The following is a 24109-nucleotide window of genomic DNA, read 5'->3' on the forward strand; positions in this document are numbered from 1 at the left end:
TAGACTAATATCTTCATATTAGATATTTATTAATAATGATATTAGGATGTTTTGTGAAAAGATCAATAATATAACATATATTACTAAATATATCTACATTTTATGCAATTATACATAACTAAATAAAGGTAAAAAAGTATAAAAAGACCTATTATATTATTCTATAAGTATTTTTTCTAAAATAAAATTTCTTGGTTGAGCGAAAATAGTTATTTTTAACCGTATACACATTAATTTGTAATCATTACAATTACAGAAATGAAATTTACGAATAACTATATTTATATAATTTTTTTGGGGCCTATTTTTATTTAACAGTAAATTATCGAGCTTAATCGACAAAATTTTTCTATTTACGCATTAAAAATTTAATGTTTTAATGAACAACATAACTGGTATGACCAGACAGAAAGGAGAAGGTTACGCTAATAGGAATTATAGTGAAGTTGTAAGTAACATTATGTCGTTGATAATATTCTAAATAGTAAATTTATTCACAAGAGGTCAAGAATCAAATTTGTAATAAACGTGTTCTAAGTTTCTGCATAACAAAAGTGAAGTTATTCCGCAATAAAAGTATAAGCGATGTACAGTATAATTTTACCTTTTGTAGTCTAGTATGGAGTTTGCTGATAAAACTAAGAGTAATATTATTAAATTTAAATTAAACAATGTTATAGCAAGATTAACTGTAAGCATTGGTTTATTGATTCTCGCGGTTCTGTAAGTTAAACCGCAATTCTAGGGAAGAATTACACATTTACTATTCATAGGGTGCTTGATTCAAATATAGTTAATAAATTTTTGTTATTTATATTTGAAAAAATAGAGTATCGAAGTGAGAGGTAAGTAAAATCCTTACATTCTATTAGAAGTAAAAAATAACGATATTATCCTATCTGAAAGATTTCTCCTTCTTAATCAGTTTACAAAGAGAGAGGTCATACAAGTTATATGAATTAAGTTATAAAAACAATGGTAAAGGAGTGTACGGAATGAAAACTAAAATAATTACAGGATTATTAGTCACATCCATTGTAACTGGAGCAAATATTCCTATCAATACTCTTGCAACACCAATCGTTCAAGCGGAAACTCAACAGGAAGGCATGGATATTTCCTCTTCATTACGAAAATTAGGTGCGCAATCTAAATTAATCCAAACGTATATTGATCAATCTTTAATGAGTCCTAATGTACAGTTAGAGGAAGTCACAGCTTTAAATACAAATCAATTCCTAATCAAACAAGATATGAAGGAATGGTCATCGGAACTCTATCCACAGTTAATTCTATTAAATTCAAAAAGTAAAGGATTTGTAACAAAATTTAATAGCTATTACCCGACATTAAAATCGTTTGTAGACAATAAAGAAGATAGAGAAGGGTTTTCGGATAGACTTGAAGTACTTCAAGAAATGGCTATGACGAATCAAGAAAATACGCAACGGCAAATCAATGAATTAACAGATCTTAAATTACAGCTTGATAAAAAATTAAAAGATTTTGATACCAATGTGGCAACTGCGCAAGGCATACTAAGTACAGATGGAACAGGAAAAATAGACCAGTTAAAAAATGAAATATTAAATACCAAAAAAGCAATTCAAAATGATTTACAGCAAATTGCCTTAATACCAGGGGCTTTAAATGAACAGGGATTTGCTATATTCAAAGAAGTTTATAGTCTTTCAAAAGAAATTATTGAACCAGCTGCGCAAGCAGGGGTGGCAGCGTATAACAAAGGAAAAGAAATTAACAACTCTATTCTAGAAGCTGAGAAAAAAGCAGTGCAAGAAGCAACAGAGCAAGGTAAAACTGCTCTAGAGATTGAATCAGCAAAAAAAGCAGCTCGTGAAGCAATTGAGAAAAGCAAACAAGGTGAAATAGCAGCCGCAGCCGCAGCAAAAACACAAGAGTATGACCTGATGAAGGTCATTGATACCGAAAAGATTAAGAAAACATTTGGCGTTTTTGCTGAAGTAAATAAATTAACAGCAGAACAGCGAGCATATTTAGATGATTTAGAGAAACAAAATCAAAAAATATATGATTTAACAACGAAATTATCAATAGCTGATTTACAAAAATCAATGCTTCTTCTTACACAAAATGATTTGCATACGTTTGCAAATCAAGTAGATGTAGAACTTGATCTACTAAAGCGCTATAAAGAAGATTTAAATCTAATAAAAAATAGCATTACAAAATTATCTACTAATGTTGATACAACTAACGAGCAGTCTCAAAAAGATACATTAAGACAATTGAAAAATGTAATAAGTTACCTTGAAGAACAAGTATATAAATTTTAATATTGCGTTTTTTCGGAATTCATAAAGATTATAAGCATTTAGCGAAAGAAGGAGAATAGTCATGAAAAAATTTCCATTCAAAGTACTAACTTTAGCTACATTAGCAACTGTTATAACTGCTACTACCGGTAACACTATTCATGCATTTGCACAAGAAACGACCGCTCAAGAACAAAAAGTAGGCAATTATGCATTAGGCCCCGAAGGACTGAAGAAAGCATTAGCTGAAACAGGGTCTCATATTCTAGTAATGGATTTATACGCAAAAACAATGATTAAGCAACCAAATGTAAATTTATCTAATATTGATTTAGGCTCAGAGGGGGGAGAGTTGCTCAAAAATATTCACCTTAATCAAGAGCTATCACGAATCAATGCGAATTACTGGTTAGATACAGCGAAGCCACAGATTCAAAAAACTGCTCGTAATATTGTAAATTACGATGAACAATTTCAAAATTATTACGACACATTAGTAGAAACTGTACAAAAGAAAGATAAGGCAGGTCTAAAAGAGGGTATAAATGATTTAATTACTACAATCAATACAAATTCAAAAGAAGTTACAGATGTGATTAAGATGCTACAAGACTTCAAAGGGAAACTATATCAAAATTCTACAGATTTTAAAAATAATGTTGGTGGTCCAGATGGGAAAGGTGGATTAACTGCAATATTAGCAGGTCAACAGGCAACGATCCCACAACTTCAAGCTGAAATTGAGCAACTTCGTTCTACTCAGAAAAAACATTTTGATGATGTATTAGCATGGTCAATTGGTGGTGGATTGGGAGCAGCTATTTTAGTTATTGCAGCTATTGGAGGAGCGGTAGTTATTGTTGTAACTGGCGGTACAGCAACACCGGCTGTTGTTGGTGGACTCTCGGCTCTTGGCGCAGCTGGTATCGGTCTAGGAACTGCGGCTGGTGTCACAGCATCTAAGCATATGGACTCCTATAATGAAATTTCTAACAAAATCGGAGAATTAAGTATGAAAGCAGATCGTGCTAATCAAGCAGTTCTTTCGCTTACTAACGCGAAAGAAACATTGGCATATTTATATCAGACTGTAGATCAAGCGATATTGTCTCTAACAAATATTCAAAAGCAATGGAATACAATGGGCGCAAATTATACAGATTTACTGGATAATATCGATTCTATGCAAGACCACAAATTCTCTTTAATACCAGATGATTTAAAAGCCGCTAAAGAAAGTTGGAATGATATTCATAAAGATGCAGAATTCATTTCAAAAGATATTGCTTTTAAACAGGAGTAGAACTGAAATTTAAAACCTAAATTGGAGGAAAATGAAATGATAAAAAAAATCCCTTATAAATTACTAGCTGTATCGACGCTATTAACTATTACAACTGCTAATGTAGTTTCACCAGTAACAACTTTTGCAAGTGAAATTGAACAAACGAACAATGGAGATACGGCTCTTTCTGCAAATGAAGCAAGAATGAAAGAGACCTTGCAAAAGGCTGGATTATTTGCAAAATCTATGAATGCCTATTCTTATATGTTAATTAAGAATCCTGATGTGAATTTTGAGGGAATTACCATTAATGGATATGTAGATTTACCTGGTAGAATCGTACAAGATCAAAAGAATGCAAGGGCACATGCTGTTACTTGGGATACGAAAGTAAAAAAACAGCTTTTAGATACATTGAATGGTATTGTTGAATACGATACAACATTTGACAATTATTATGAAACAATGATTGAGGCGATTAATACAGGGGATGGAGAAACTTTAAAAGAAGGGATTACAGATTTGCGAGGTGAAATTCAACAAAATCAAAAGTATGCACAACAACTAATAGAAGAATTAACTAAATTAAGAGACTCTATTGGACATGATGTTAGAGCTTTTGGAAGTAATAAAGAGCTCTTGCAGTCAATTTTAAAAAATCAAGGTGCAGATGTTGATGCCGATCAAAAGCGTCTAGAAGAAGTATTAGGATCAGTAAACTATTATAAACAATTAGAATCTGATGGGTTTAATGTAATGAAGGGTGCTATTTTGGGTCTACCAATAATTGGCGGTATTATAGTGGGAGTAGCAAGGGATAATTTAGGTAAGTTAGAGCCTTTATTAGCAGAATTACGTCAGACCGTGGATTATAAAGTAACCTTAAATCGTGTAGTTGGAGTTGCTTACAGTAATATTAATGAAATGCACAAGGCGCTTGATGATGCTATTAACGCTCTTACTTATATGTCCACGCAGTGGCATGATTTAGATTCTCAATATTCGGGCGTTCTAGGGCATATTGAGAATGCAGCTCAAAAAGCCGATCAAAATAAATTTAAATTCTTAAAACCTAATTTAAATGCAGCGAAAGACAGTTGGAAAACATTACGAACAGATGCTGTTACATTAAAAGAAGGAATAAAGGAATTAAAAGTGGAAACTGTTACTCCACAAAAATAGGGAAATATTAATTCTGTTGTAAAGTGAACTAAAACATAGAAAGTCTATGATTACACTGTTAAACAGAAAAGTAATAATTAATAAATCCTTATATACCAGAAAGGCGGAGTCTCATTAAAGACTTCGCCTTTCAATTATATATAAGTATGATTCGAATAAAAAATAACCTTGTAGTTTAATTGCTTTTTTAAAATTTGCAACAGAATCGGTTAATTTGAAGCAGATTATATACATTTTCTTTAATACTTAATGATTTGAAGGCTGCTAAAGAAAGTTCAAACGATACTGATAAAAGATGTAGAACTCATTTTGAAAGACATCGCTTTTTAATAAGATTAGAACTTGAAACCATACCTTATATAGGAGGAATACGAAATGATGAAAAAAATCCCTAATAAACTACTCGCTGTATCAGCGTTTTTAACTATAACAACTACTTATGCAGTCATACCACTAGAAACTTTTGCGATTGAAATTGAACAAACGAACAATGAAAATATATCTCTTTCAGCAAATGAAGAACAGATGAAAAAAGCTTTGCAAGATGCTGGTTTATTTGCAAAAGCTATGAATGAATATTCTTATTTGCTAATTAATAATCCAGATGTGAGTTTTGAAGGAATAACTATTAATGGAAATGCAGATTTACCTAGTAAAATTGTACAAGATCAAAAGAATGCAAGAGCACATGCTGTTACATGGAATACACAAGTAAAAAAACAGCTTTTTGATACATTGACAGGCATTATAGAATACGATACAAAATTTGAAAATTATTATGAAACATTAGTAGAGGCGATTAATAATGGAAATGGAGATACTTTAAAAAAAGGGATTACAGATTTACAGGGGGGAATTCAACAAAATCAAAAGTCTGCAAAAGCATTAATAGAAGAATTAATTCAATTAAAAAATGCTATTGGAGAAGATGTTAGAACATTTGGAAGTCATAAAGAGACATTGCAATCGATTTTAAAAAACCAAGGTGCTGATGTGGAGGCTGACCAAAAGCGTCTAGAGGACCTTTTAGGACAAGTAAAATATCAGAAAGACATAGAATCTAAGGGATTAGACATGGTGAAAATCCCCTTTATTCCAACCTTGATTGCTGGTGGCATCATGATAGGTGATGCAAGAGGTAAGTTAGGTTGGCTAGAACCTGAATTAGCAAAATTGCGTCAGACTGTAGATTATAAAATAACATTGAATCGTGTAGTTGGAGTTGCATTTCATAATATTAGTGATATGCATAGTATGCTTGATAGTGCTATCACTGCTCTTACTTATATGTCTACGCAATGGGAGGATTTAGATTCTCAATATTCGGGTGTACTGGGACATATTGATAAAGCTGATCAAAAAGCTGATCAAAATAAATATAAATTCTTAATCCCTAGCTTGAATGCAGCGAAAAACAGTTGGAAAACATTAAAAACAGATGTTGTCACTTTGCAAGAAGGGATAAAAATTGCAGAGAAAAAAGAACAGGATTTTTTGAATCAGCTTCGTCCATCAAACGTTTTCTACTTTTATAAAAAAATTCATAACGCATACACTTTTGAAATAAAGACTGGAACAAATGCGCCAAAAGCGTCTTATAAAGTTATGAATTTAACTAAAAACACTGTTCATAATATGTGGAGTGGAGGGGCTAATACTAACATGTGGGCTGATTGGCTTTCATTCAATCCAAATGATGAATTTGCGGTAGTAGCAGTAGTGGACGGTAAAGAATATGTTGTGTATAAAGACAAAGTACAAAATATAATGAACTGAATCTGAAAAGTAACGAAGTAATTAAAGCTGGACAATAAACTAGACACCAAGTTAATTGAAAAATCTCCTTATATCCTAGAATATTTTGCTCAAGAAAAAGAATTTGTTCAGCGAAAAAGTAAATATTGAACCAAGGAGTTAGTCGTATTATGTGTATGGTTTTACCGAAAGGTTTCAAGTACATTACTCATACAATTATGTAGTTATCCTGAAGCATCTACAGGTGTTCTTATCGACCTTGAAGAACTACTTAGCTTCCTAAGTGGAGTGACTTTATGCAAAATTAAGTGAACGTTTTTGTACATAGATTAGTTGACATTTATATAGATTTTTTTCATTTTCAAAGATAGTTTTGTTTTTTGTGTTATTTTTAAAAAATTACGGTTGAAGTTTCTATATTCATGACTCAGCATATAATCATTGTTTGATGAAATGACATACCACGTCCCTTAGAGTTTCATACGTATTACGATAACTTAAAGAAAAAAGATAATAGTAGTCAACGGTTACTATTATCTTTTTTGAACTATTTTTCATTAAAATATCTCATCTGCTGTGCTCCTTATTTACTTTTCCAGATTTTATCCTAGTTTAAAATTTATGCATTTGAACTGTTTATACAATTTGTAGGATTTTTAGCTTTTTTGTCGAATACACTTAATGCAAGGAGGGACATTACATGATTATTAAAGATTATTTCATCAACCTTTCTATTTTTTCTTTATTAGTTAGCGCAGCAATATTTATTCAAGTGTTTACAATTAATTCTAGTCGATATTTCGAAAAGCTCTATGGAGGGATTATTGCAGTTACGTTAATGTTCTTTTCTTTTCCATACATGGGATTTTCCTACGATCTTCGAATTGTTCCTCTTATTCTATCTTTTATTTACTTTGGCCGTATTGCTGGTTGGATTACGTTAATTAGCATAATTTTAATGCGTATCTTTTACATTGGAGGGTATTGGGAACCTCCTGTGATTGCTTATTTATGTATGGGAATTCTATTTTCTAATTTTAAAACTTATTTTAAAAAACTACATCCTTTTAAAAGTGCATCTTTATATTTTTCTGTTTTTATTGGAATAAAGTGGTTAGTTGGCGTATTATTTAATATTACATTACTTTACACAGGAGGCTTATTATATATAGCGTTAGGACTTTTAATTGGGCTATTTCTTATGGAAGCCTACCAGAGATTGTATTATTTAACACGGGACTTATCTAAAATGAATCGAGAATTAAAAAAATCGAAGCAAGAACTTACAGATACCGTACATGAGCTTCAAGGAGGAATTTTTAAATTTAAAAAAGTGGGTAAGCACTTTATACACACTTTATGTGATGGACAGTTTTATTATCAAAACGGATTTTATTCTGAACAGGTGGTAGGAAAAAGCTTACGTACTATTGATGCTTCTATTGTTCCTCCACATTTAGTTCCACAATTGATGAAGTACTATCTTAAGGCATGGGAAGGAAAAGAAATTATATTTGAATTACCTTGGCCAAATGATAAAACTATTATTCTTATTGCGCTTAGGCCGATTAAAAGAAATGGACAAGTTATTGAAGTTGTTGGTTCTACAGTTGATATAACCGAAAGGAAAAAGGTAGAATCAGAATTAAGCGCTACCAAAGAATTATTAGAATCATTTATAAAGCACAATCTAGATGCTATTACCATTTCTGATCGAGAAGGGCATATTTTACAAGCCAATAAAGCTTATGAAAAGATATTTGGGTGGTCATCACAAGAAATCATAGGTAAGAGATTACCTTGTGTACCAGATTTTTTAATGGAAGAATCGCTCGAAAATATTCAGAAAATTCTAACAGGAGAATCGGTGGTTACTAGATTAGAAACTGTTAGACAACGGAGTGATGGGAGTCTTCTTGATATCAGTCTGACAGTTTCTCCTATACTAGATGTAAGAGGAAATGTGATAGCTTTATCAGCAATATGTAGAGACATCTCTGAAAGAAAACAAGCAGAAAGAGAACGGCATCGATTACACCAGCAATTAAGAGATAGTGAAATGAAGTACCGTGCACTAATCGAACAAGCAACTGATGCGGTATATGTAGTAGAGCTGAATGAAGATAATGCTCCAAGTCGATTTATTGAGGTAAACCCTGTTGGGTGTAGAAGATTTGGATATAGTAGAGAAGAGTTGCTCTCATTATCATTTTCAAATATAGTACCACAAGATTCTCAAATAATCGTAAGGTTATTAGAAAAAATTAAAAAAGGACAAACTTTCTTCACTTTGCAAGATGAATATGTTTTTCCAACAGGAAAAGTAATAACAACTGAGTTTAGTGTTCGTGTTTTTAACTTAAATGGTAAAAAAGTTTTTCTAAGTATTTCTCGTGATATCACTGAACGGCTAAAAACAGAAGAATTATTACGAAAATCTGAAAAACTTGCTGTTGTAGGACAATTAGCGACTGTAATGGCTCATGAGATTAATAATCCATTAACTGCAATGAAAGGGTTCATGCAATTACTAAAATCAACGGAAAATGAGAATAATCAGGGTTATATTAATATAGTATCATCAGAGATTGAGCGTATAGAGAGCATAACAACTGAATTTATGGCGGTAGCCAAACCACAGGTAGTAAAAATGCAACCTAATAACATTAGTGTGCTAATGGATCAAGTTTTAATGCTACTACAACCTCAAGCAATGATGCATAATATAAAATTTAGAATCGATCTTAACCCTGGTATTCCATTGATTTCATGTGAAGGAAATCAATTAAAACAAGTATTTGTTAATATATTAAAAAATGCAATTGAATCTATGCCGATGGGAGGGGAAATTCTGATTCAAATAAATATACTTGATAATAATCAAGTAAGCATTCGTTTTATCGATCAAGGGTGTGGGATTCCAAAAGAACGTATACCATACCTCGGAGAACCTTTTTATAGTATTAAAGAAGAGGGGATTGGCTTAGGGTTAATGATTTGTTATAAAATCATTGAAACACATCAGGGAAAGGTATTTATTGAGAGTGAAGTGAATAAGGGGACTATAGTTGAAGTCACTCTCCCTATTTGCACACTTCAAAATTAATATATTCTTTTTACTGAAATTTTTTAAGAAACAATACAAAATGTAATGTTATTGACACTTTATGAAATAATAAAGAGAAGAACACTGGTAAATGTACCCTATAGAATAGACACTTGAAAAATCCTGTTATAAAAACAACCTTTCTTTAGTACTAATACCAAAAGAAAGGTTGTTTTTAATATCGTAATTCCACTTAAAACATTTCTAATTTTTACTTGTAATACATTTTTTAACTAATTTTGGTTAAGTTATTTTCAAAGGCTTTATTATTAATTCAATAAGTATATTTATATATCACCATCCCTAATTTTAAAAATAGCAATTTCCTGAAAACTATATATAGTTTCTTTCTGAAAGGAAGGGTATTATCAATTGAAACCACATGAAAGAATATCTCTTTACTCTATAGAATCTTTGCAGGATTTAATGAAATTACTAAAAAATCTAAAGATTTTATAACGTTGGAAATTGCTTCTAATAATTCCGCTATAGTCATTTCATATTTTAGAACATTAATCGATGTAAATATATTTCATGAAGAGGTTTTGACTTATATAAAAGAGAAGAGCTTCGATTCGTTACAAGATATTCAGTCTGTATTACCCTTTGAGAATTCAAAAATAACAAATCAAATGGAAGATATTCAGGATAGTATTTTAAATGGCTATATACTTATTCAGTTCGATACAGATAAATTAAATTGTTTGTTAGTAAATGTGTCAAAGAAAGAAAAAAGAGATATTACAAAAGCTGAAATTGAATACAATATTGTGGGTCCGCAAATCGCATTTGTCCAAGATTTAGATGTAAATTTAAATTTAGTACGTAGAAAGCTTCCAACAACTTATTTACAAATGAAGGAATTGAAAGTAGGATCTCTCTCTAACACAACTGTTGCGATTGTATACGTAACGCGAATTTCATGAATCATTATTTGTAGTCGAACTGGTCCTTAGGGCAATGTAGAGTAGACTTGAAACAGCATAGATTCTCTTAAACTGAATATCTTATTGTAGAGGCAATCTTTATTACATGGGGGAGTCTGCATGGGATACTTAATACCTGTTGAATCTGATGTAAGAATTTTTGTAGAAGATATAAATCCGAAAGGTAAGAAAACAATACTTTTTATACATGGTTGGCCATTAAACCATAAGCAATTCGAATATCAGTACAATGTACTTCCAGCAATGGGATATCGATGTATAGGCATTGATTGGAGGGGGTACGGCAATTCAGACAAACCATACAGTGGATACAATTTTGATAGATTGGCAGATGATATAGCAGTAGTAATTAAAGCGTTACAGCTTAAAGATGTCACACTAGCAGGACACTCCACAGGTGGTGCAATTTCAATTCGTTATATGGCTCGTTATCAAGGATTTGGAGTATCCAAATTAGTCCTAATTGGTGCTGCATCTCCAACTAGTGTGGAAAAAGGGATTGCGAATAAGTTCATTACAGACACACTGAACGATCGCCCTAATATGTTGCAGGGTGTAACAGATCAATTTTTCTTTCAGAAAATCACTGGACCATTTTTCGAATGGTTTCTACAGTTAGGATTGGAAGCGGCTAGTTGGTCGACAGCTGCGATTATGAGAACATTGAGAGATGAAAATGTGTATAGCGATCTTGGTAAAATAAATGTACAGACGCTAATTATTCACGGTATTCACGATAAAATTGTTCCATTTACTAAGGGAGAAGAGACGCAAAAATTATTGGGAAATGCACAACTTGTACCTTTTCAATTCAGTGGTCACGGCACATTCTGGGAAGAGCGGGAAAAGTTTAACCAGGTTTTAATCCAATTTATTGGATAAAAAATACACTATGTAATATGTACGTAGGCTAAATAGTAAGTAATAAAAGGAACGCACTTGATTAAAAACTTTATTCTGAGAGTTCCTTTTATTTTCAGCTATTCACTTCATCCAAAGTTGTATGAGAAGGCGATAAGCCTTATCGATACACAATTACTAAAGGTATAAAGGAACAATAAAGGATAAGTATGGCATATTGTTCTGCTTTATCCACGAATGGCTCTAGTTTTGAACCAAATAGCGAGGCGTTAAGATGATGGAATTGATTATATTATTTTGATATATTGAAGAACAGACACGTAAAGAATTAGCAGGTACAATGGCGTACGATAAAATTGAGTATGAACTATCCAAAAAGTATCAGCGGTTTACTAAGGATTATGAACAGTATAGATTACAAAACCCCTGTATTAAGGGGATTTTGTTTTTTTACATGACGAAATGCTTAAAAACATAATATAAAATAAACATGTTTGATTTTCATTCATGTTTAATTTTTATAAACATCCATTACTTTAAACGTTTGACAAACGAGCATTAAGTCTGGAGTAAAAGTAAGTCCATACCGACTTAATTCCCAAGTGAAAAATTTAACGTGCTCACTATACCAATAATCATAGCTTAAATCGCCTTCACCCTCAGATCTTGCAAAATTACTTGTTACTTCATTCATTTTTAGTAAATCGATCTTTGTATATTTTATAATTGCTAATGGATTATTGTCTCCATCCAATACAATATCGTACTGACCAACTTTTTGAATTTCTTCCCCTTCAAGCTCATAAACACAATGTGCAGCGCATGTTCCTGTTTTGATTCCTTTAACTACTAAACTTCCTAATTCATCTCCCATTTCTTTGGAACCATCTCCAAACATCCATGCATCTGGAACACTCATGTTTAACTCATTTTCTTTAGAGTACATATACCAATATTCTTCTATCTTATTAACTGACATCTGTCACTCATCTCCTTAATATTTAAATATTTTGAATTTAACACACGGCATATTATCTGTCAATATTTTAGAAGAACTTGCAATACAACTACATCGATAAATTTTTTTGTAAAATAAAACTCTTCATAATCATATTTCACATTCTGTAAACTCATGCAAATAAAGAAAACTGGTACTGTTATTATGCTGAAATTGTAATGGGAAAGTAAAATGGTTGAAAGTACACGTTATAAATGGATTTATTTACTAATAATATTTTCTTTGTTTCGTAGCATATTAAACGTACAGGAGGTGATATGTGATGGCAAACAATCGTAACAACTCTTTAGTGGTTGCAGGTGCAGAAAGCGCACTGGATCAAATGAAATATGAAATTGCACAAGAATTCGGCGTACAATTAGGTGCGGATTCAACTGCAAGAGCGAACGGCTCTGTAGGTGGAGAAATCACAAAACGTCTCGTTGCTATGGCAGAACAGCAACTTGGTGGATATAACAAATAATGCTAGGTATAAAGTAGAAAAAGGAGAGATTATTTCTCTCCTTTTTTGTTTTGTATTCGATTATAAATAGTATATTTGTTATCTTTCTTGTCTCTCATTATTTGTTTCTTCCAGCCACTTAGAAACGGATTCTTGCATACGAGATTCTAATGATTGTATTATTTTATTTGATATAGCAAGTGCTTGATCCGCATACTTATTCGGGAACATGTTGCGCAAAGTAGGTTCATTTTCAGCACCATCTTCTGGTTCACGGTAATCTTCAATGATGTAATCATCCCCATTTTTTGTGACTGTCACACGGACTGGAAGTAAATGTCCTGCTTGAGGAACTGTCTGTGTTTCGCGGTTATATCCTTGCATGAGGGAATGGAGGTAGACATACATTTTTTCATCCTTCATCTCAGTTCCATAGATTACATGCGTCTCAAATTGTTTTTCTGTATGATTTAATTTGTCTTGATTCCAGGCAATGATACTTTCTGAAATAAGGGAATCTAGTTTGCTGTTAAGCGGAATATCCGTTACATCCTTTGCCTCATTTTGGACAGAATCACACCCTGTTGCAATGAAAACGAGTATGACAATACTTACGGTAATTATTATCTTTCTCAAAATCTTATTTTCATATGTTAATGCAAAACGTCTGCTCATCAATTCACTCCATTTCTCTTTGTGCTAATCATCCACTGACATAACTCTTTTATATGACAATAGTAAAATCGTCTTCAAACTAAAAACTTATTCTATCCAAGGAAATATATTGAATTATATAATACATACTATACATTCTTACACATAACGGGAGAGACTCTATGAGAAAAGTTATAATGTATTGCGGGATCTTTATTATGATTCTTTTAAGCGGTTGTATCCGATTCGGAAAAGACATTACAGATACAATCTATCTCATTCCTGAAGCATACGAAGGAGACCTTTTGGTTATATACAATGTTCCAGGAGCTGAGTTGTTGCCAGAAGAAGATGGATTTCGTGTCGTCACTTTTTCTGCAGACGGGACCGCAGTTACATCTACAGCCGATATGAAATATGGGGAAGTCAATGACACGTATTACACGGTTAACAAGGAAGGTAAGCGCACCAAACTTGATGAAAGCTGTATACGCGTTGGTTCAAATGGAGGCACTACTGAAAACATTGGTAAAGAAAATGAGCATACATTCTCATACGCGAAATTGGCAGTTACAACTAGTGCTTGCTCACAAAGCTTCTCATCATACGGGAGAGAAGTACCAGAAAATCAAGAACATCCTGTAGAGAAGAAACTGAGGGAATTATTGGTGCTCGTAAAAGAGCAGTATATGAAAGTGAAATACTAAATTTTCAAAAGGGTGAATGGATGATGTTAGGAATAGGGTTGATTGTAGTAGGCGTTTTACTTGTCAGCGTTGTATCTTACCGAGAAATAAAGAAAGCAGGGGGCGTAACCTGGATTGAAATTCTAGTATATCCCTTTTTATTATTAATAGGCGCGTTACTCGAACATTTTGATCTGCCAGAGTTTTTAATATTTTTAGGTTTGGTATGTATTGTTTTTGGTAGCTGTATGGTCATGGGCGTCAATATTCTATAACATTAAGAGCAAAGCATCTAGTTCAGATGCTTTTTTATTTTGTAATTTTTATTTTTAATGTCTATCACACTAGTTACCCAGACATACAGGGTTCCAAGTGCTGGTAAAAAACTTAGCAAGTTGAATGTATTCTCTATAATATAGAATGAAATAAAAATGGAGGAAAAATAAATAGACAATGGAAGAAAAATGTATACGTCACGTTTTAAAGATTTTAAACTTTGCACTTTATTCACCTCAGCTTTTCTGGCATTATGTTTTAAATAAGAACCCGTAAATTTGCAGATTCTCCTGGTGATGATTTTAAAATATGTAACTTAGTTTTAATCATAGAATGTATTGAATCACTATAAAAATCAAATATTAATTTTCTAAAGAATCCTATACAAACCTTATTGCGTTAGAAATACAGACCTAATTATAACCGTTGTAAATGGATCCAATTAGATTTCGGCCATCCCAATATCCGCATCATAACTAGTAACACATCCTGTCATCCCTTTTAAAATACCAACATGGATTGTTGCATCCGCATTAACTGTTACAATTTTCATCACATTCAGCTCCGTTTCGATAATATGCTTTGACTTCCCGCGTGATCATTTATTCGTTAGATAACAAAAACGCACCGTAACCCAGTGCGTTTCAGACAAATATACCTATATGTTTTACTTTGTAATTTGGAAGGAGCCACCATAATAATATGAATTGTCTACTTTTAGTACTGCCACATATGTACCTGGTGTGTAAACCGTTGTAATTGGTGTTTTGAACCTAGAATAGTAGTGGTGTCCAGCCTCACCTGCAGAAATGGTTTTGTAGCGTTGCAATTTACCTTCTCCGTTCAATCGATAAATCTTTACAACACCTACATCTTTTCCGCCTATATATACCGTCGTATCAAACGTATCACCTTGTTTTAACGTACCAGGGGCTAATTCTTGTAGATAGTCCACGTTGTGATGCAATAAGAAATACGTCTGCCATGGCCAATCATCCACAACAGCTGAAGCTTGCTTAATCGTATTTACTTCAGCGCGCGCTTTATCAGGTAGCGTACTGTCTAAAACGATAAAACCCGAAAAGGTTAAGGCACCGATTAAAGCAAATGAACATAATTTTTTCATATTAAATTCCTCCCGTTTATCTGACATTGTCATAGTCCACTTACAGGTATCAGGTTGTCATCCATTAATTGGATTATTATTCTAAAATCAATGTATCATTTTCTTTTAATTTAATCAAATTAGAATTTTCTAACAAGTGATGAGGATAGATAAAATTCCATCTTTCTCCGTTTTTTCTATCATACAGAAAAAAGAACAGAGGCGATAAAGAAATTTTATTCCGCTCTCTTTTCAAATTAACAACATTTCCCGTTTATACGGTACGAGACTATATTAAACATAAAATAGACACGAAAGGGGATTGGAATTAGCGAATATTTACATGGAATCTAGGAGATGCAAGCTCAACATTTCATAACGGATCGATGGTTCCATTTCAACAGACTCCGAATCCGATAGTAATTTTGTTCTGTTTATTCATGAGGTAACGGAAGAGAATTTAGAAAAACTTGCTACAATTGCTCATCAGTATATAGAGGCGACCATTCATTGTTACAATCACGGCATTGTAGAAGAAATAGGTTAAAAGAATAAAACATACTGTTCCAAATTAATATCCCGTGTGTTTTTTGAACATATATCCTTTGTTTTATGTATATATTGAATATATAAATATATTGTGTTATAATATGAATTAGAAACTCGCGTGTTTCAAATACAACATTTTTATCTTCTTGATGACCTCTTATCTTTCCGTAAGAGGTCTTTTTTTATCCCTTCGTATTGCATAGCCGTTAAAATACTTGAGACTACTACACTGTGATATTCTCTAGTATTTTTTCTTTATCCATATTATCTATTGTTGGGTAAACGATGAATTATTACTTTTTGTATAATTTTCATACATCCTGTAAATACGTTATTTTTTAGTAGGCAATTAAAATTTACATACATATGTAGCAAGTTTTTTTATTAACGTACGAAATTCTTGTTATGCATCACTATCAACTTAAGATTATGTATCTTAGGATGAAAATAATTCTATCTCTCTATTCATTTATTCGAAGATTCTTAAAACTCTTGCGATAAAATGTGAATGTATTTATAATTATAGTTAGTTAAGCTAACTAATTGTAATTAGTTTTTCAACACAGGAATAGTTCAATAAAAAACAAGAATCTGAAGCAAATTTGTCAATCTATAGAACGATTACCCAAAGAATAGAGCTGTACGCAGAATGAATTAAAAAAAACGGCAGCAAAGGAAACTGATTAAATGGCAGCTAAGCTTGGTTTATTTATGTTATGAGTATCTGATAATGCAGGAGACAAAGAAATGGTATGTCGCTAATTACTTACTTTCTGTGCTTCTTGTGCATCATTAATTGAGGAGTAAAGTATTGGAAAGTTATTGAATAAAATACATGTAAGTATAAAAGATAAAGTTGGAGAAGGTAGATAAATACGTTGGATTATTAAATTCAACGTATTTTTACGGAATAAAAGTTAGTCTAGCTTATTATAAGTTAAACTAATTTAAATGAAAGGAGGTGAAAATTGTTTATAATTTGTCTTAGTAATAATACAAATTACTTAAATATGCTGATTTCTATGGAACTTAAGAAATTTGGAACAAATAACAAGGAGGGTTTAATTAATGAATATTTCTAAAGAAAATAATCCTATTTTGGCAGTCGTTAGCTCCAGCGGTAATCAAATCCATTTCTTCAATGCGAAAAATTTTGAAAGAATAGGGGTTATAGATTCTCCAGTTACAGAACCTCATGAATTATGTTTCGATTCTAAGCGTCAATTGTTATATGTAAGTATTACTTATCGCTCAGGTTTTTATAGAAATAATCCGGAAAAAAGCCATGAAATTTTAGTTATCGATATGGATCAATTTAAAGTAATTGATATCATTGATATCTCGCCGGAATTTGCACCACATGGTTTAGTTTATAATGAAAAAAAAGACTTATTGTATGTAAGTGTTGAATCTGGTGAAGGAGGAATTTTAATTATTAATCCTAACACGAGAAAAGTGCTAGATAGAATCTCTACAGAAGCAGCTGGTCCACATTGGTTTGTTACGAATCCAGATGGTACAAAAGGATATTCCTCTAATAAAGAGGCGCCCTTTATATCGGTTTTAGATACACATGGTAAGGAATTAATTGGAAAATTATTTATGCCCTATGGTAGTGAAGAACTAGCTATTTCTCCTAAAGGTAATCGAGTTTATATCCCTTCACCATGTTTACTTGGAGACTACAAAGAGGAGCAACCTACACTTAGCATCATTAATACAGAAACCGATAAAATTATAAAGACAAAATCATTTTCAGATTTAATTACTCCGGTTCATGTAACGAATGATGGGAAAGTATTGGTAGGACATACGCGTTTTCAGAATAAGAATGGAGAGAGAACAAGAAATATGTTTTCTCCAGCACCAGGGTATGTTTCTGTTCTTGATGGAGAATCGTTAAATGTGTTAGGTACAATAGAAGTGGATTTACTCCCAATTACAATGCGTTCTTCTACGGACGGAACGGTTGGATATGTTTCTAACCTTAGATCAGGGACAATAAGTGTATTAGATTTAGTTAATTACAAGAATGTTCATACCATTGAAGTTGATCCAGGAGATCGAAATGCAGATCCTTCTGTAAATCAAGGAGCTCACGGTATAGCATATATAGAAAGATAAAATAAGAAAACGCTATTCTTTTTGTAGAAATTTACAGAAAGTATGGCGTTTTTTTGTATCTATTAATTTCTGATGAATTCCAATTAGGTCTATTTTTTTAAAATATGGAACAATGTCATTACTTACACTGTCTATTAAGCGTTAAAACATTTTCTATTAAATAAATTAAGAAAGGAATCATCATTTTTAAATAAGGGAGAAGATTGAATTGAAAAAATTATGGATGCTGCTTTTCGTTTGTGTTGCAGTTATGTTGGTAGGATGTAATAAAAACGAACCGCCAAAACAAGCATTTGAAGAATATATCAATTTATGGAATGATAAAAAATTTGCAAATATGTATGATCATTTATCAGATCATGCAAAAAAATCGATTTCTAAAAAAGAATTCACAGAAAAATATCAAAAAATCTATGAGGGGATTGGAGCTAAGAATTTAAAAGTTAAAATGAAAGGAGAGAATACGAAAGATAAAGAGCTTTTTCTTTTTGAAGTTAAGATGGATACGGATGTAGGACCAGTTTCATTTATCCACGAAGCAAAACTTGTGAAAGATAAAGAATCTTGGAAAATAGATTGGACACCAGACTTCATTTTCCCAGGTATGAAAAAAGATTACAAAGTACGTATGCAAATAGAGCAAGGAAAACGCGGAGAAATATATGATCGCAATGGAAAAGGGCTTGCAACGAATGGTAAAGCAACTGAGGTTGGAATTATTCCAGAGAAACTAGGCGAAACAGCAGCGCAAACGAAAGAAATAGTAGCACAATTACTTGATATGTCTATAGAAGAGGTCGAACAAAAGCTCACAGCAAAATGGATAAAACCAGACTCCTTTGTACCAATTGGTATTTTAAAAGAGGGAACTAGACAGAATGATTATATTGAATTAGAAGGAGTTTCATCTCACCCAGTAAATATTCGTACGTATCCATTAGGTGAAGCAGCGGCACACTTAACTGGATATATAGGAAAGGTGAATGCGGAGGAGTTAAAATCACTTCAAAAACAAGGTTATCAAGCGGATGATTTAGTAGGTAAGACCGGTTTAGAGAAAGTGTTAGAAAATAAATTGCGTGGTGAAAAGGGTGGACGCGTATTTATAGAAGATGAGAATGGGAAAGAGATTAAAAACGTAGCAAAAAAAGAAGCAAAAGAAGGAGAAAATGTTACGTTAACAATTGATGCTGCAATTCAAGAAAAAATCTTTAATGAGATGAAAAATGAAGCAGGGTCTAGTGCAGCGGTCAATCCTAAAACAGGTGAAACAATCGCACTTGTAAGTAGCCCTGCTTATAATCCAAATATAATAGTTAGAGGAGCATCGAAAGCCCAACGAGAAGCATGGAGTAACGACTCGAAACTACCAATGACGAATCGCTTTACACAAGCATTTGTACCAGGTTCCGTATTTAAAACGATCACAGGTGCAATTGGTTTGGAAACAAACACAATAAATCCGAAGGAAGAATTTAAAATTCAAGGATTGAAGTGGACAAAAGATTCGTCTTGGGGAAATTACTATGTAACGCGTGTAAAGGATGCAAGTCCAATTGATTTTGATAAGGCAATGAAGTACTCTGATAATATTTATTTTGCTCAACAAGCTTTGAAAATGGGAAAAGATCAGTATGTAAAGGAATTTAAAAAGTACGGATTTCATGAAAAATTACCAATCGAATACGAATTTCCTATTTCAATCATTGCAAAAGATGGGATAAAAAACGATATTCAACTAGCAGACACGGGCTATGGACAAGGACAAGTATTAATGACGCCACTTCATTTAGCATTAACATATGCACCGATTGTGAATGAAGGGAATATTCCGTCGCCACATCTTTTAAAAGAAGCAAAAGTAGCAGGGAATTGGAAAGAAAATGTGGTTTCTAAAAAGAATCAAGAGATATTAAAGAGTGCATTAATCAAAGTCATTAATGACCCTGATGGTGCAGGGAGAATTGCAAAGGTTGATGGTGTAACGCTTGCTGGTAAAACTGGTACAGCAGAACTGAAAGAGTCGAAAGAAGCAGACGGAAAAGAACTGGGATGGTTCGCAGCTTTCGATGCAAATGCGCCAGACATGATTGTTACAATGATGATTGAAGATGTAAAAGGAAGAGGAGGAAGTAACGTTCCAGGTGAAAAAGTAAAACATGTATTTCAGAAATAATACTTAATTATAAGGTGAATTTTTTGACTAAATTTATTACATGTTTGCTTAACTCAAAGATATAAATTGGGGAAAATATAGAACAATTAAATTTCAAAAAAGCATTCTTTCTAATCGAGAATGCTTTTTTGCTGCGACTCTAGAAAGTTAATACCTTATCTTAATTTTCATTTCTAAAAAGTTGGCATTGCTAATGGTAAATAGAAGAGTATAGCAAATTGAAATGGACAAGTGGAGTGTTACGTTAAATTCAAAAAACAGATTTTCATGAGTAGAATTTTATCATTGTATGCTTTACTTGTTTTTTAGTAGTATTATTCTGCTTGAAAAAAGATAAACAATGGAACAAATGAAACTTGTATCTTGTCTATATATTGAAACCATAATAAAAGTGAGGGCAGTTTTTATGTTTATTCAAATAAGTTTGAGGTGTGGAAATGGAACAGACGTTTATTGAAAAGTGTAATCATGATGAGCTGGATTATGTTATAAAAGACTATTGGCAAGATGTATGGAATTATTCATTTATTATTACGAAAGATCCACACTTATCAGATGATATCACACAAGATGTATTTATAAAGGTGTTTAAAAATTGGAATTCATTTCGAAAGGAGTCATCTGTTAAAACGTGGATATTAAAAATCACAAGAAATACGGCAATAAACTATTTGAAATCCTCCTATTTTAAAAGGATATCTTTAATAGGATTTTTTAGTGACGATAAGCAATCCCTGTCAGCAGAACAAGAATTTTTTAACCAAGAAGAGATGAATGAGGTGTGGAAGGTTGTATTAAAACTACCTAAAAAGCACCGTGAAATAATTATATTGGACGCAAAATATGAATTATCATATGAAGAAATGGCTGAAACATTAGGAGTATCCATTGGAACTGTAAAATCGAGATTAAGTAGAGCGAGAAGTAAGGTTTCAAAACTAATAGGGGAGGGTAGTAGTGATGAACAATAAACAAAATCCTGACTGGTATAGTAAATTGAAAAAAGGCCCAATGAAGCATCGGAAAGATGAAGAAGAATTTATTTATAAAATAAAGCAATCGGTATATCAAAATAGTGAAGTGGATTCTGTAACAAATAAGAGACCATTTCGTAAAAAAGTATTGCCTGTTGTAGTTGTGTTGGTTTGTACAATGTTATTTTTTATTGTTCAACAACCTTGGCCTGATGATAATAAATCACCAGTACAAAGTAGTACTCAAATTAAGTCGAAAACAAAAGATGAATCTGCTCAAGATCCATCATTAAAACAATTTATGAATGATTTATATCAAAGCACAAATTCAAAAAATGAAAATGACCTGTATAAAGCGTTAAATGATGAAGTTCTATTTAAAGGGAAGAGTTATAAGAAGGATGAATTGAAGTTTGATGAAGATATTTTTCATGAGTTGCAAGTCGCCCTTGCAATGGGGGGAGAGTTTGCAAATGATACAAAAAAAGTATACAAAGTACCAAGTGGATTGACAGAAAGTAACCAACCAAAGCAAGCGCATTTTATATATGCAACTGTTACTGGAAACAAAACGAAAATTTTAGCTGAACCAAACCGAGAATCAAAAGTTTTATATGAAGTATCTAATGAAATGGTAAAAGCTTGGATCCCGGAAAAAGTGCAGAATGATGGATATATAAAAATATCGACTATTAACGGTGATACTACTGGATATGTACAAAAAAAGTATATTTTAACTGATATTAAATATTCTTTCATGTTCGAAAAGAATCATGAAGGTATATGGGAAATAACGAATATAGAATCTATATGGTAAAAGAGGAAGGTTCACTTTAATGAACCTTCCTCTTTATCTTTATCCTTCTTTTGAAGTATATTCCAAGACTTTAAAACTTCTGATGTAACGAGAGCAGCGATGTTTTTTTCTGAATTACTACCAGGAATAACGACAGAAACGGCAATTTGTGGATCTTCAGTAGGAGCATAAGCAATGAAAAGAGAATGATTTATCATTCTTTCTTGCTCATTTGGAAAACCTGTAATACCTGTTTTACCTGCGACGTCAAAGGGCAACTTTTTAATTTCCTCTATATTTTGACTCATTCCACCTTGCACGACACTCCAAAAGTTCATCGGATAACGATTTGAACTTTCTAAAATTGGTTTAAACTTTTTTGTTTCCTTACCATCTTGATCAATAATGGCACTTACGATTTGAGGTTTATATTTATCACCTTTACTTGCCAATGTTGCTGCATATTGAGCGAGTTGAAGAGGGGTATGCACTTCATTTCCTCCCCAAGAGGCGTTTAATAAAGCGGAGATTCCATTTTCAAACTTATTAGATGGATGGAATTCATATTGTCCGTCTTCTTCAAAGGGTAAATCAATCCCGGTTTTAGAACGTAGGCCGAATTGCATTAAATAATCTGTCCATATATGTGCCACTTTTTCTATATTCCCATTATTTTGGTTGAATAGGGGCAGAGCTACTTTTGCTGTCATAAATGTGTTAGATGAATTAATGATAGCCTGCCTCGGTGTAATCTCCCCTGTTGGCGTTCCAGGTGCATTCGTAATGTTATTTTGATTATCATACTGAAAAGTCCCTTTATCTAAATAAGTATCTTCGGGTTGGAAAAGCTTTTCGTTTAATCCAATTAAAATAGTGAGTGGTTTTATAGTAGAAGCCATATTTACATAAGATTCACCATACTTTAATTTTTGAATTGCTTTATTTTGCGAAAGAGAGTTAATGTTTTCTTTTCTAGAAGATACACGTGTATTTAATATATTTGGATCAAAAACTGCCGTGTTGGCCATAGTTAAAATTGCGCCAGTTTTTGCATCGCTTACTACAGCATAACCAGCTTTAGCATCAGGTGTTTTCTTAATTTGAGATCTTAATGCTTCTTCTGCCTTTTGCTGCAACTCAGAGTCTAAAGCTAGCCGTACATCTTTACCTTTTTGTACTTTTTGAATATTCCATAAGAATTTTTTATTATTCAATTTAAAAATAAGAGTTTTACCTGGTTTTCCTTTTAAATCATTTTCATATTGCAGCTCAATCCCGCTTTTTCCAACAGCCTTATGCTTTGAATTAAGGTCATTTTCTACATACCCAATTACTTGTGAACCAATTTCGTGTTTAGGATAATATCGAATCCATTCATCTTTAATTATTACATTATTGGGTTTGTTTTTGTTTATGAATGCAAGTTCATTCTCAGTTATATCAGAGTATAACGGTATATCATTCATAGTCTGCTTTTTACAAGATTGTTGTAATTGAGATTTTATGTTCTCTGTAGAAATATCATGTTGAAACTCGCTTGAAAATTGATTAAAAAAAGCTAATGTGTTTGATGTATCTTGTTTCGATAGCTTTTCGTCATTAGAAGTGCAATATAGAGACTTAACTTTTTTATTTGTAGCTAGTATTACACCATTTTGATCAAAAATCTTTCCTCTTTCAGCTGAAGAAGTTGCGATAGTAATTGAAATGAAGTTGATTTTTAATAAAATTAGTAAAATCAAACCTACGATAGAAAAAACCGCAAAAAATCTCCATCTTTTTATATGTAACATATAACCCTCCCTTATGTAGCCTATTTCATCTTATATTTAATTATTTTTTTTGTAAATGTGGAACAACTTTATTGTTTAGGTTGTCT

General features: G+C 32.3%; 17 protein-coding genes and 2 pseudogenes. 15 read left to right on the top strand and 4 right to left on the bottom strand.

What is annotated here, in order from left to right; translation table 11 throughout:
* Positions 1-995: 995 nt before the first annotated feature.
* From hblC to QCI81_RS26185, 8 genes and pseudogenes are all read left to right on the top strand, one after another.
* On the top strand, positions 996-2315 hold the full coding sequence (gene hblC, locus QCI81_RS26150) for a hemolytic enterotoxin HBL lytic component L2 (protein ID WP_098852524.1): 1320 nt from the start codon (positions 996-998) through the stop codon (positions 2313-2315).
* Between the two features lie 61 nt (positions 2316-2376).
* On the top strand, positions 2377-3597 hold the full coding sequence (hblD, locus tag QCI81_RS26155) for a hemolytic enterotoxin HBL lytic component L1 (RefSeq protein WP_000714435.1): 1221 nt from the start codon (positions 2377-2379) through the stop codon (positions 3595-3597).
* A 36-nt stretch (positions 3598-3633) separates the two neighbouring features.
* Positions 3634-4761 carry a hemolysin BL binding component B gene (hblA, locus tag QCI81_RS26160; protein ID WP_000591969.1) on the top strand — a complete coding sequence of 376 codons (1128 nt, stop codon included), beginning with the start codon at positions 3634-3636 and terminating at the stop codon, positions 4759-4761.
* Positions 4762-5136: 375 nt separating this feature from the next.
* Positions 5137-6537: a hemolysin BL regulatory component HblB gene (gene hblB, locus QCI81_RS26165; RefSeq protein ID WP_071729998.1), complete on the top strand. Its 1401-nt coding sequence runs from the start codon at positions 5137-5139 to the stop codon at positions 6535-6537.
* Positions 6538-6564: 27 nt separating this feature from the next.
* Positions 6565-6786 (top strand): annotated as a pseudogene (locus QCI81_RS26170) (hypothetical protein); the annotation flags it as partial.
* 430 nt (positions 6787-7216) lie between these two features.
* Positions 7217-9622, top strand: a complete 2406-nt coding sequence (locus QCI81_RS26175) for a PAS domain S-box protein (RefSeq protein ID WP_071729999.1) — start codon at positions 7217-7219, stop codon at positions 9620-9622.
* Between the two features lie 426 nt (positions 9623-10048).
* A pseudogene (locus tag QCI81_RS26180) lies at positions 10049-10542 on the top strand (spore germination protein); the annotation flags it as partial.
* Positions 10543-10668: 126 nt separating this feature from the next.
* Positions 10669-11451: an alpha/beta fold hydrolase gene (locus tag QCI81_RS26185; RefSeq protein ID WP_000540875.1), complete on the top strand. Its 783-nt coding sequence runs from the start codon at positions 10669-10671 to the stop codon at positions 11449-11451.
* Positions 11452-11941: 490 nt separating this feature from the next.
* On the opposite strand, the gene QCI81_RS26190 is transcribed toward QCI81_RS26185, so the two are convergent.
* Positions 11942-12409 (bottom strand): ASCH domain-containing protein, encoded by a 468-nt coding sequence (locus tag QCI81_RS26190; protein WP_025118480.1) that lies wholly within the window; start codon positions 12407-12409, stop codon positions 11942-11944.
* Positions 12410-12710: 301 nt separating this feature from the next.
* Between QCI81_RS26190 and QCI81_RS26195 the strand changes: the two genes are divergently transcribed.
* The gene (locus QCI81_RS26195; protein WP_000002881.1) at positions 12711-12911 is read left to right on the top strand and encodes an alpha/beta-type small acid-soluble spore protein; all 201 of its coding nucleotides are present in this window, start codon (positions 12711-12713) and stop codon (positions 12909-12911) included.
* A 78-nt stretch (positions 12912-12989) separates the two neighbouring features.
* On the opposite strand, the gene QCI81_RS26200 is transcribed toward QCI81_RS26195, so the two are convergent.
* Positions 12990-13565: a peptidase M56 gene (locus QCI81_RS26200; protein WP_071730001.1), complete on the bottom strand. Its 576-nt coding sequence runs from the start codon at positions 13563-13565 to the stop codon at positions 12990-12992.
* A gap of 161 nt (positions 13566-13726) precedes the next feature.
* Here QCI81_RS26200 and QCI81_RS26205 point away from each other — a divergent pair, with 161 nt between their 5' ends.
* Together QCI81_RS26205 and QCI81_RS26210 are read left to right on the top strand one after the other, a co-directional pair.
* The gene (locus QCI81_RS26205) at positions 13727-14251 is read left to right on the top strand and encodes a DUF6843 domain-containing protein (RefSeq protein ID WP_001233337.1); all 525 of its coding nucleotides are present in this window, start codon (positions 13727-13729) and stop codon (positions 14249-14251) included.
* A 20-nt stretch (positions 14252-14271) separates the two neighbouring features.
* Positions 14272-14505, top strand: a complete 234-nt coding sequence (locus tag QCI81_RS26210; RefSeq protein WP_002152897.1) for a hypothetical protein — start codon at positions 14272-14274, stop codon at positions 14503-14505.
* A 668-nt stretch (positions 14506-15173) separates the two neighbouring features.
* Here QCI81_RS26210 and QCI81_RS26215 read toward each other — a convergent pair.
* Positions 15174-15632 (bottom strand): DUF5065 family protein, encoded by a 459-nt coding sequence (locus tag QCI81_RS26215; protein WP_023521971.1) that lies wholly within the window; start codon positions 15630-15632, stop codon positions 15174-15176.
* Between the two features lie 1596 nt (positions 15633-17228).
* On the opposite strand from QCI81_RS26215, the gene QCI81_RS26220 reads away from it, so the two are divergent.
* The 4 genes from QCI81_RS26220 to QCI81_RS26235 all read left to right on the top strand — a co-directional run bounded on the left by QCI81_RS26220 (position 17229) and on the right by QCI81_RS26235 (position 22251).
* A complete protein-coding gene (locus tag QCI81_RS26220; protein ID WP_071730003.1) occupies positions 17229-18284 on the top strand; it encodes a YncE family protein in 1056 nt (351 codons plus the stop codon).
* A 208-nt stretch (positions 18285-18492) separates the two neighbouring features.
* On the top strand, positions 18493-20460 hold the full coding sequence (locus tag QCI81_RS26225) for a penicillin-binding transpeptidase domain-containing protein (RefSeq protein ID WP_071730005.1): 1968 nt from the start codon (positions 18493-18495) through the stop codon (positions 20458-20460).
* Positions 20461-20897: 437 nt separating this feature from the next.
* The gene (locus QCI81_RS26230) at positions 20898-21431 is read left to right on the top strand and encodes an RNA polymerase sigma factor (protein ID WP_053564459.1); all 534 of its coding nucleotides are present in this window, start codon (positions 20898-20900) and stop codon (positions 21429-21431) included.
* On the top strand, positions 21421-22251 hold the full coding sequence (locus QCI81_RS26235) for an anti-sigma factor (RefSeq protein WP_071730007.1): 831 nt from the start codon (positions 21421-21423) through the stop codon (positions 22249-22251). Before QCI81_RS26230 ends, QCI81_RS26235 begins: the two co-directional genes overlap by 11 nt.
* Before the next feature lie 11 nt (positions 22252-22262).
* Here the strand turns inward: QCI81_RS26235 and QCI81_RS26240 are convergent, their stop codons facing one another.
* Positions 22263-24023, bottom strand: coding sequence for a peptidoglycan D,D-transpeptidase FtsI family protein (locus QCI81_RS26240; protein ID WP_071730009.1), 1761 nt, complete (start codon positions 24021-24023; stop codon positions 22263-22265).
* Positions 24024-24109: the final 86 nt, after the last annotated feature.

It is taken from the genome of Bacillus cereus group sp. MG20 (genome assembly GCF_040459885.1).
Classification (GTDB): Bacteria; Bacillota; Bacilli; order Bacillales; family Bacillaceae_G; genus Bacillus_A; species Bacillus_A cereus.

Excerpts from the sequence above, each read along its gene's own strand:
- hblC (WP_098852524.1), top strand. The coding sequence starts at position 996 with ATGAAAACTAAAATAATTACAGGATTATTAGTCACATCCATTGTAACT.
- hblD (WP_000714435.1), top strand. The coding sequence starts at position 2,377 with ATGAAAAAATTTCCATTCAAAGTACTAACTTTAGCTACATTAGCAACT.
- hblA (WP_000591969.1), top strand. The coding sequence starts at position 3,634 with ATGATAAAAAAAATCCCTTATAAATTACTAGCTGTATCGACGCTATTA.
- hblB (WP_071729998.1), top strand. The coding sequence starts at position 5,137 with ATGATGAAAAAAATCCCTAATAAACTACTCGCTGTATCAGCGTTTTTA.
- QCI81_RS26175 (WP_071729999.1), top strand. The coding sequence starts at position 7,217 with ATGATTATTAAAGATTATTTCATCAACCTTTCTATTTTTTCTTTATTA.
- QCI81_RS26185 (WP_000540875.1), top strand. The coding sequence starts at position 10,669 with ATGGGATACTTAATACCTGTTGAATCTGATGTAAGAATTTTTGTAGAA.
- QCI81_RS26190 (WP_025118480.1), bottom strand. The coding sequence starts at position 12,409 with ATGTCAGTTAATAAGATAGAAGAATATTGGTATATGTACTCTAAAGAA.
- QCI81_RS26195 (WP_000002881.1), top strand. The coding sequence starts at position 12,711 with ATGGCAAACAATCGTAACAACTCTTTAGTGGTTGCAGGTGCAGAAAGC.
- QCI81_RS26200 (WP_071730001.1), bottom strand. The coding sequence starts at position 13,565 with ATGAGCAGACGTTTTGCATTAACATATGAAAATAAGATTTTGAGAAAG.
- QCI81_RS26205 (WP_001233337.1), top strand. The coding sequence starts at position 13,727 with ATGAGAAAAGTTATAATGTATTGCGGGATCTTTATTATGATTCTTTTA.
- QCI81_RS26210 (WP_002152897.1), top strand. The coding sequence starts at position 14,272 with ATGATGTTAGGAATAGGGTTGATTGTAGTAGGCGTTTTACTTGTCAGC.
- QCI81_RS26215 (WP_023521971.1), bottom strand. The coding sequence starts at position 15,632 with ATGAAAAAATTATGTTCATTTGCTTTAATCGGTGCCTTAACCTTTTCG.
- QCI81_RS26220 (WP_071730003.1), top strand. The coding sequence starts at position 17,229 with ATGAATATTTCTAAAGAAAATAATCCTATTTTGGCAGTCGTTAGCTCC.
- QCI81_RS26230 (WP_053564459.1), top strand. The coding sequence starts at position 20,898 with ATGGAACAGACGTTTATTGAAAAGTGTAATCATGATGAGCTGGATTAT.
- QCI81_RS26235 (WP_071730007.1), top strand. The coding sequence starts at position 21,421 with ATGAACAATAAACAAAATCCTGACTGGTATAGTAAATTGAAAAAAGGC.
- QCI81_RS26240 (WP_071730009.1), bottom strand. The coding sequence starts at position 24,023 with ATGTTACATATAAAAAGATGGAGATTTTTTGCGGTTTTTTCTATCGTA.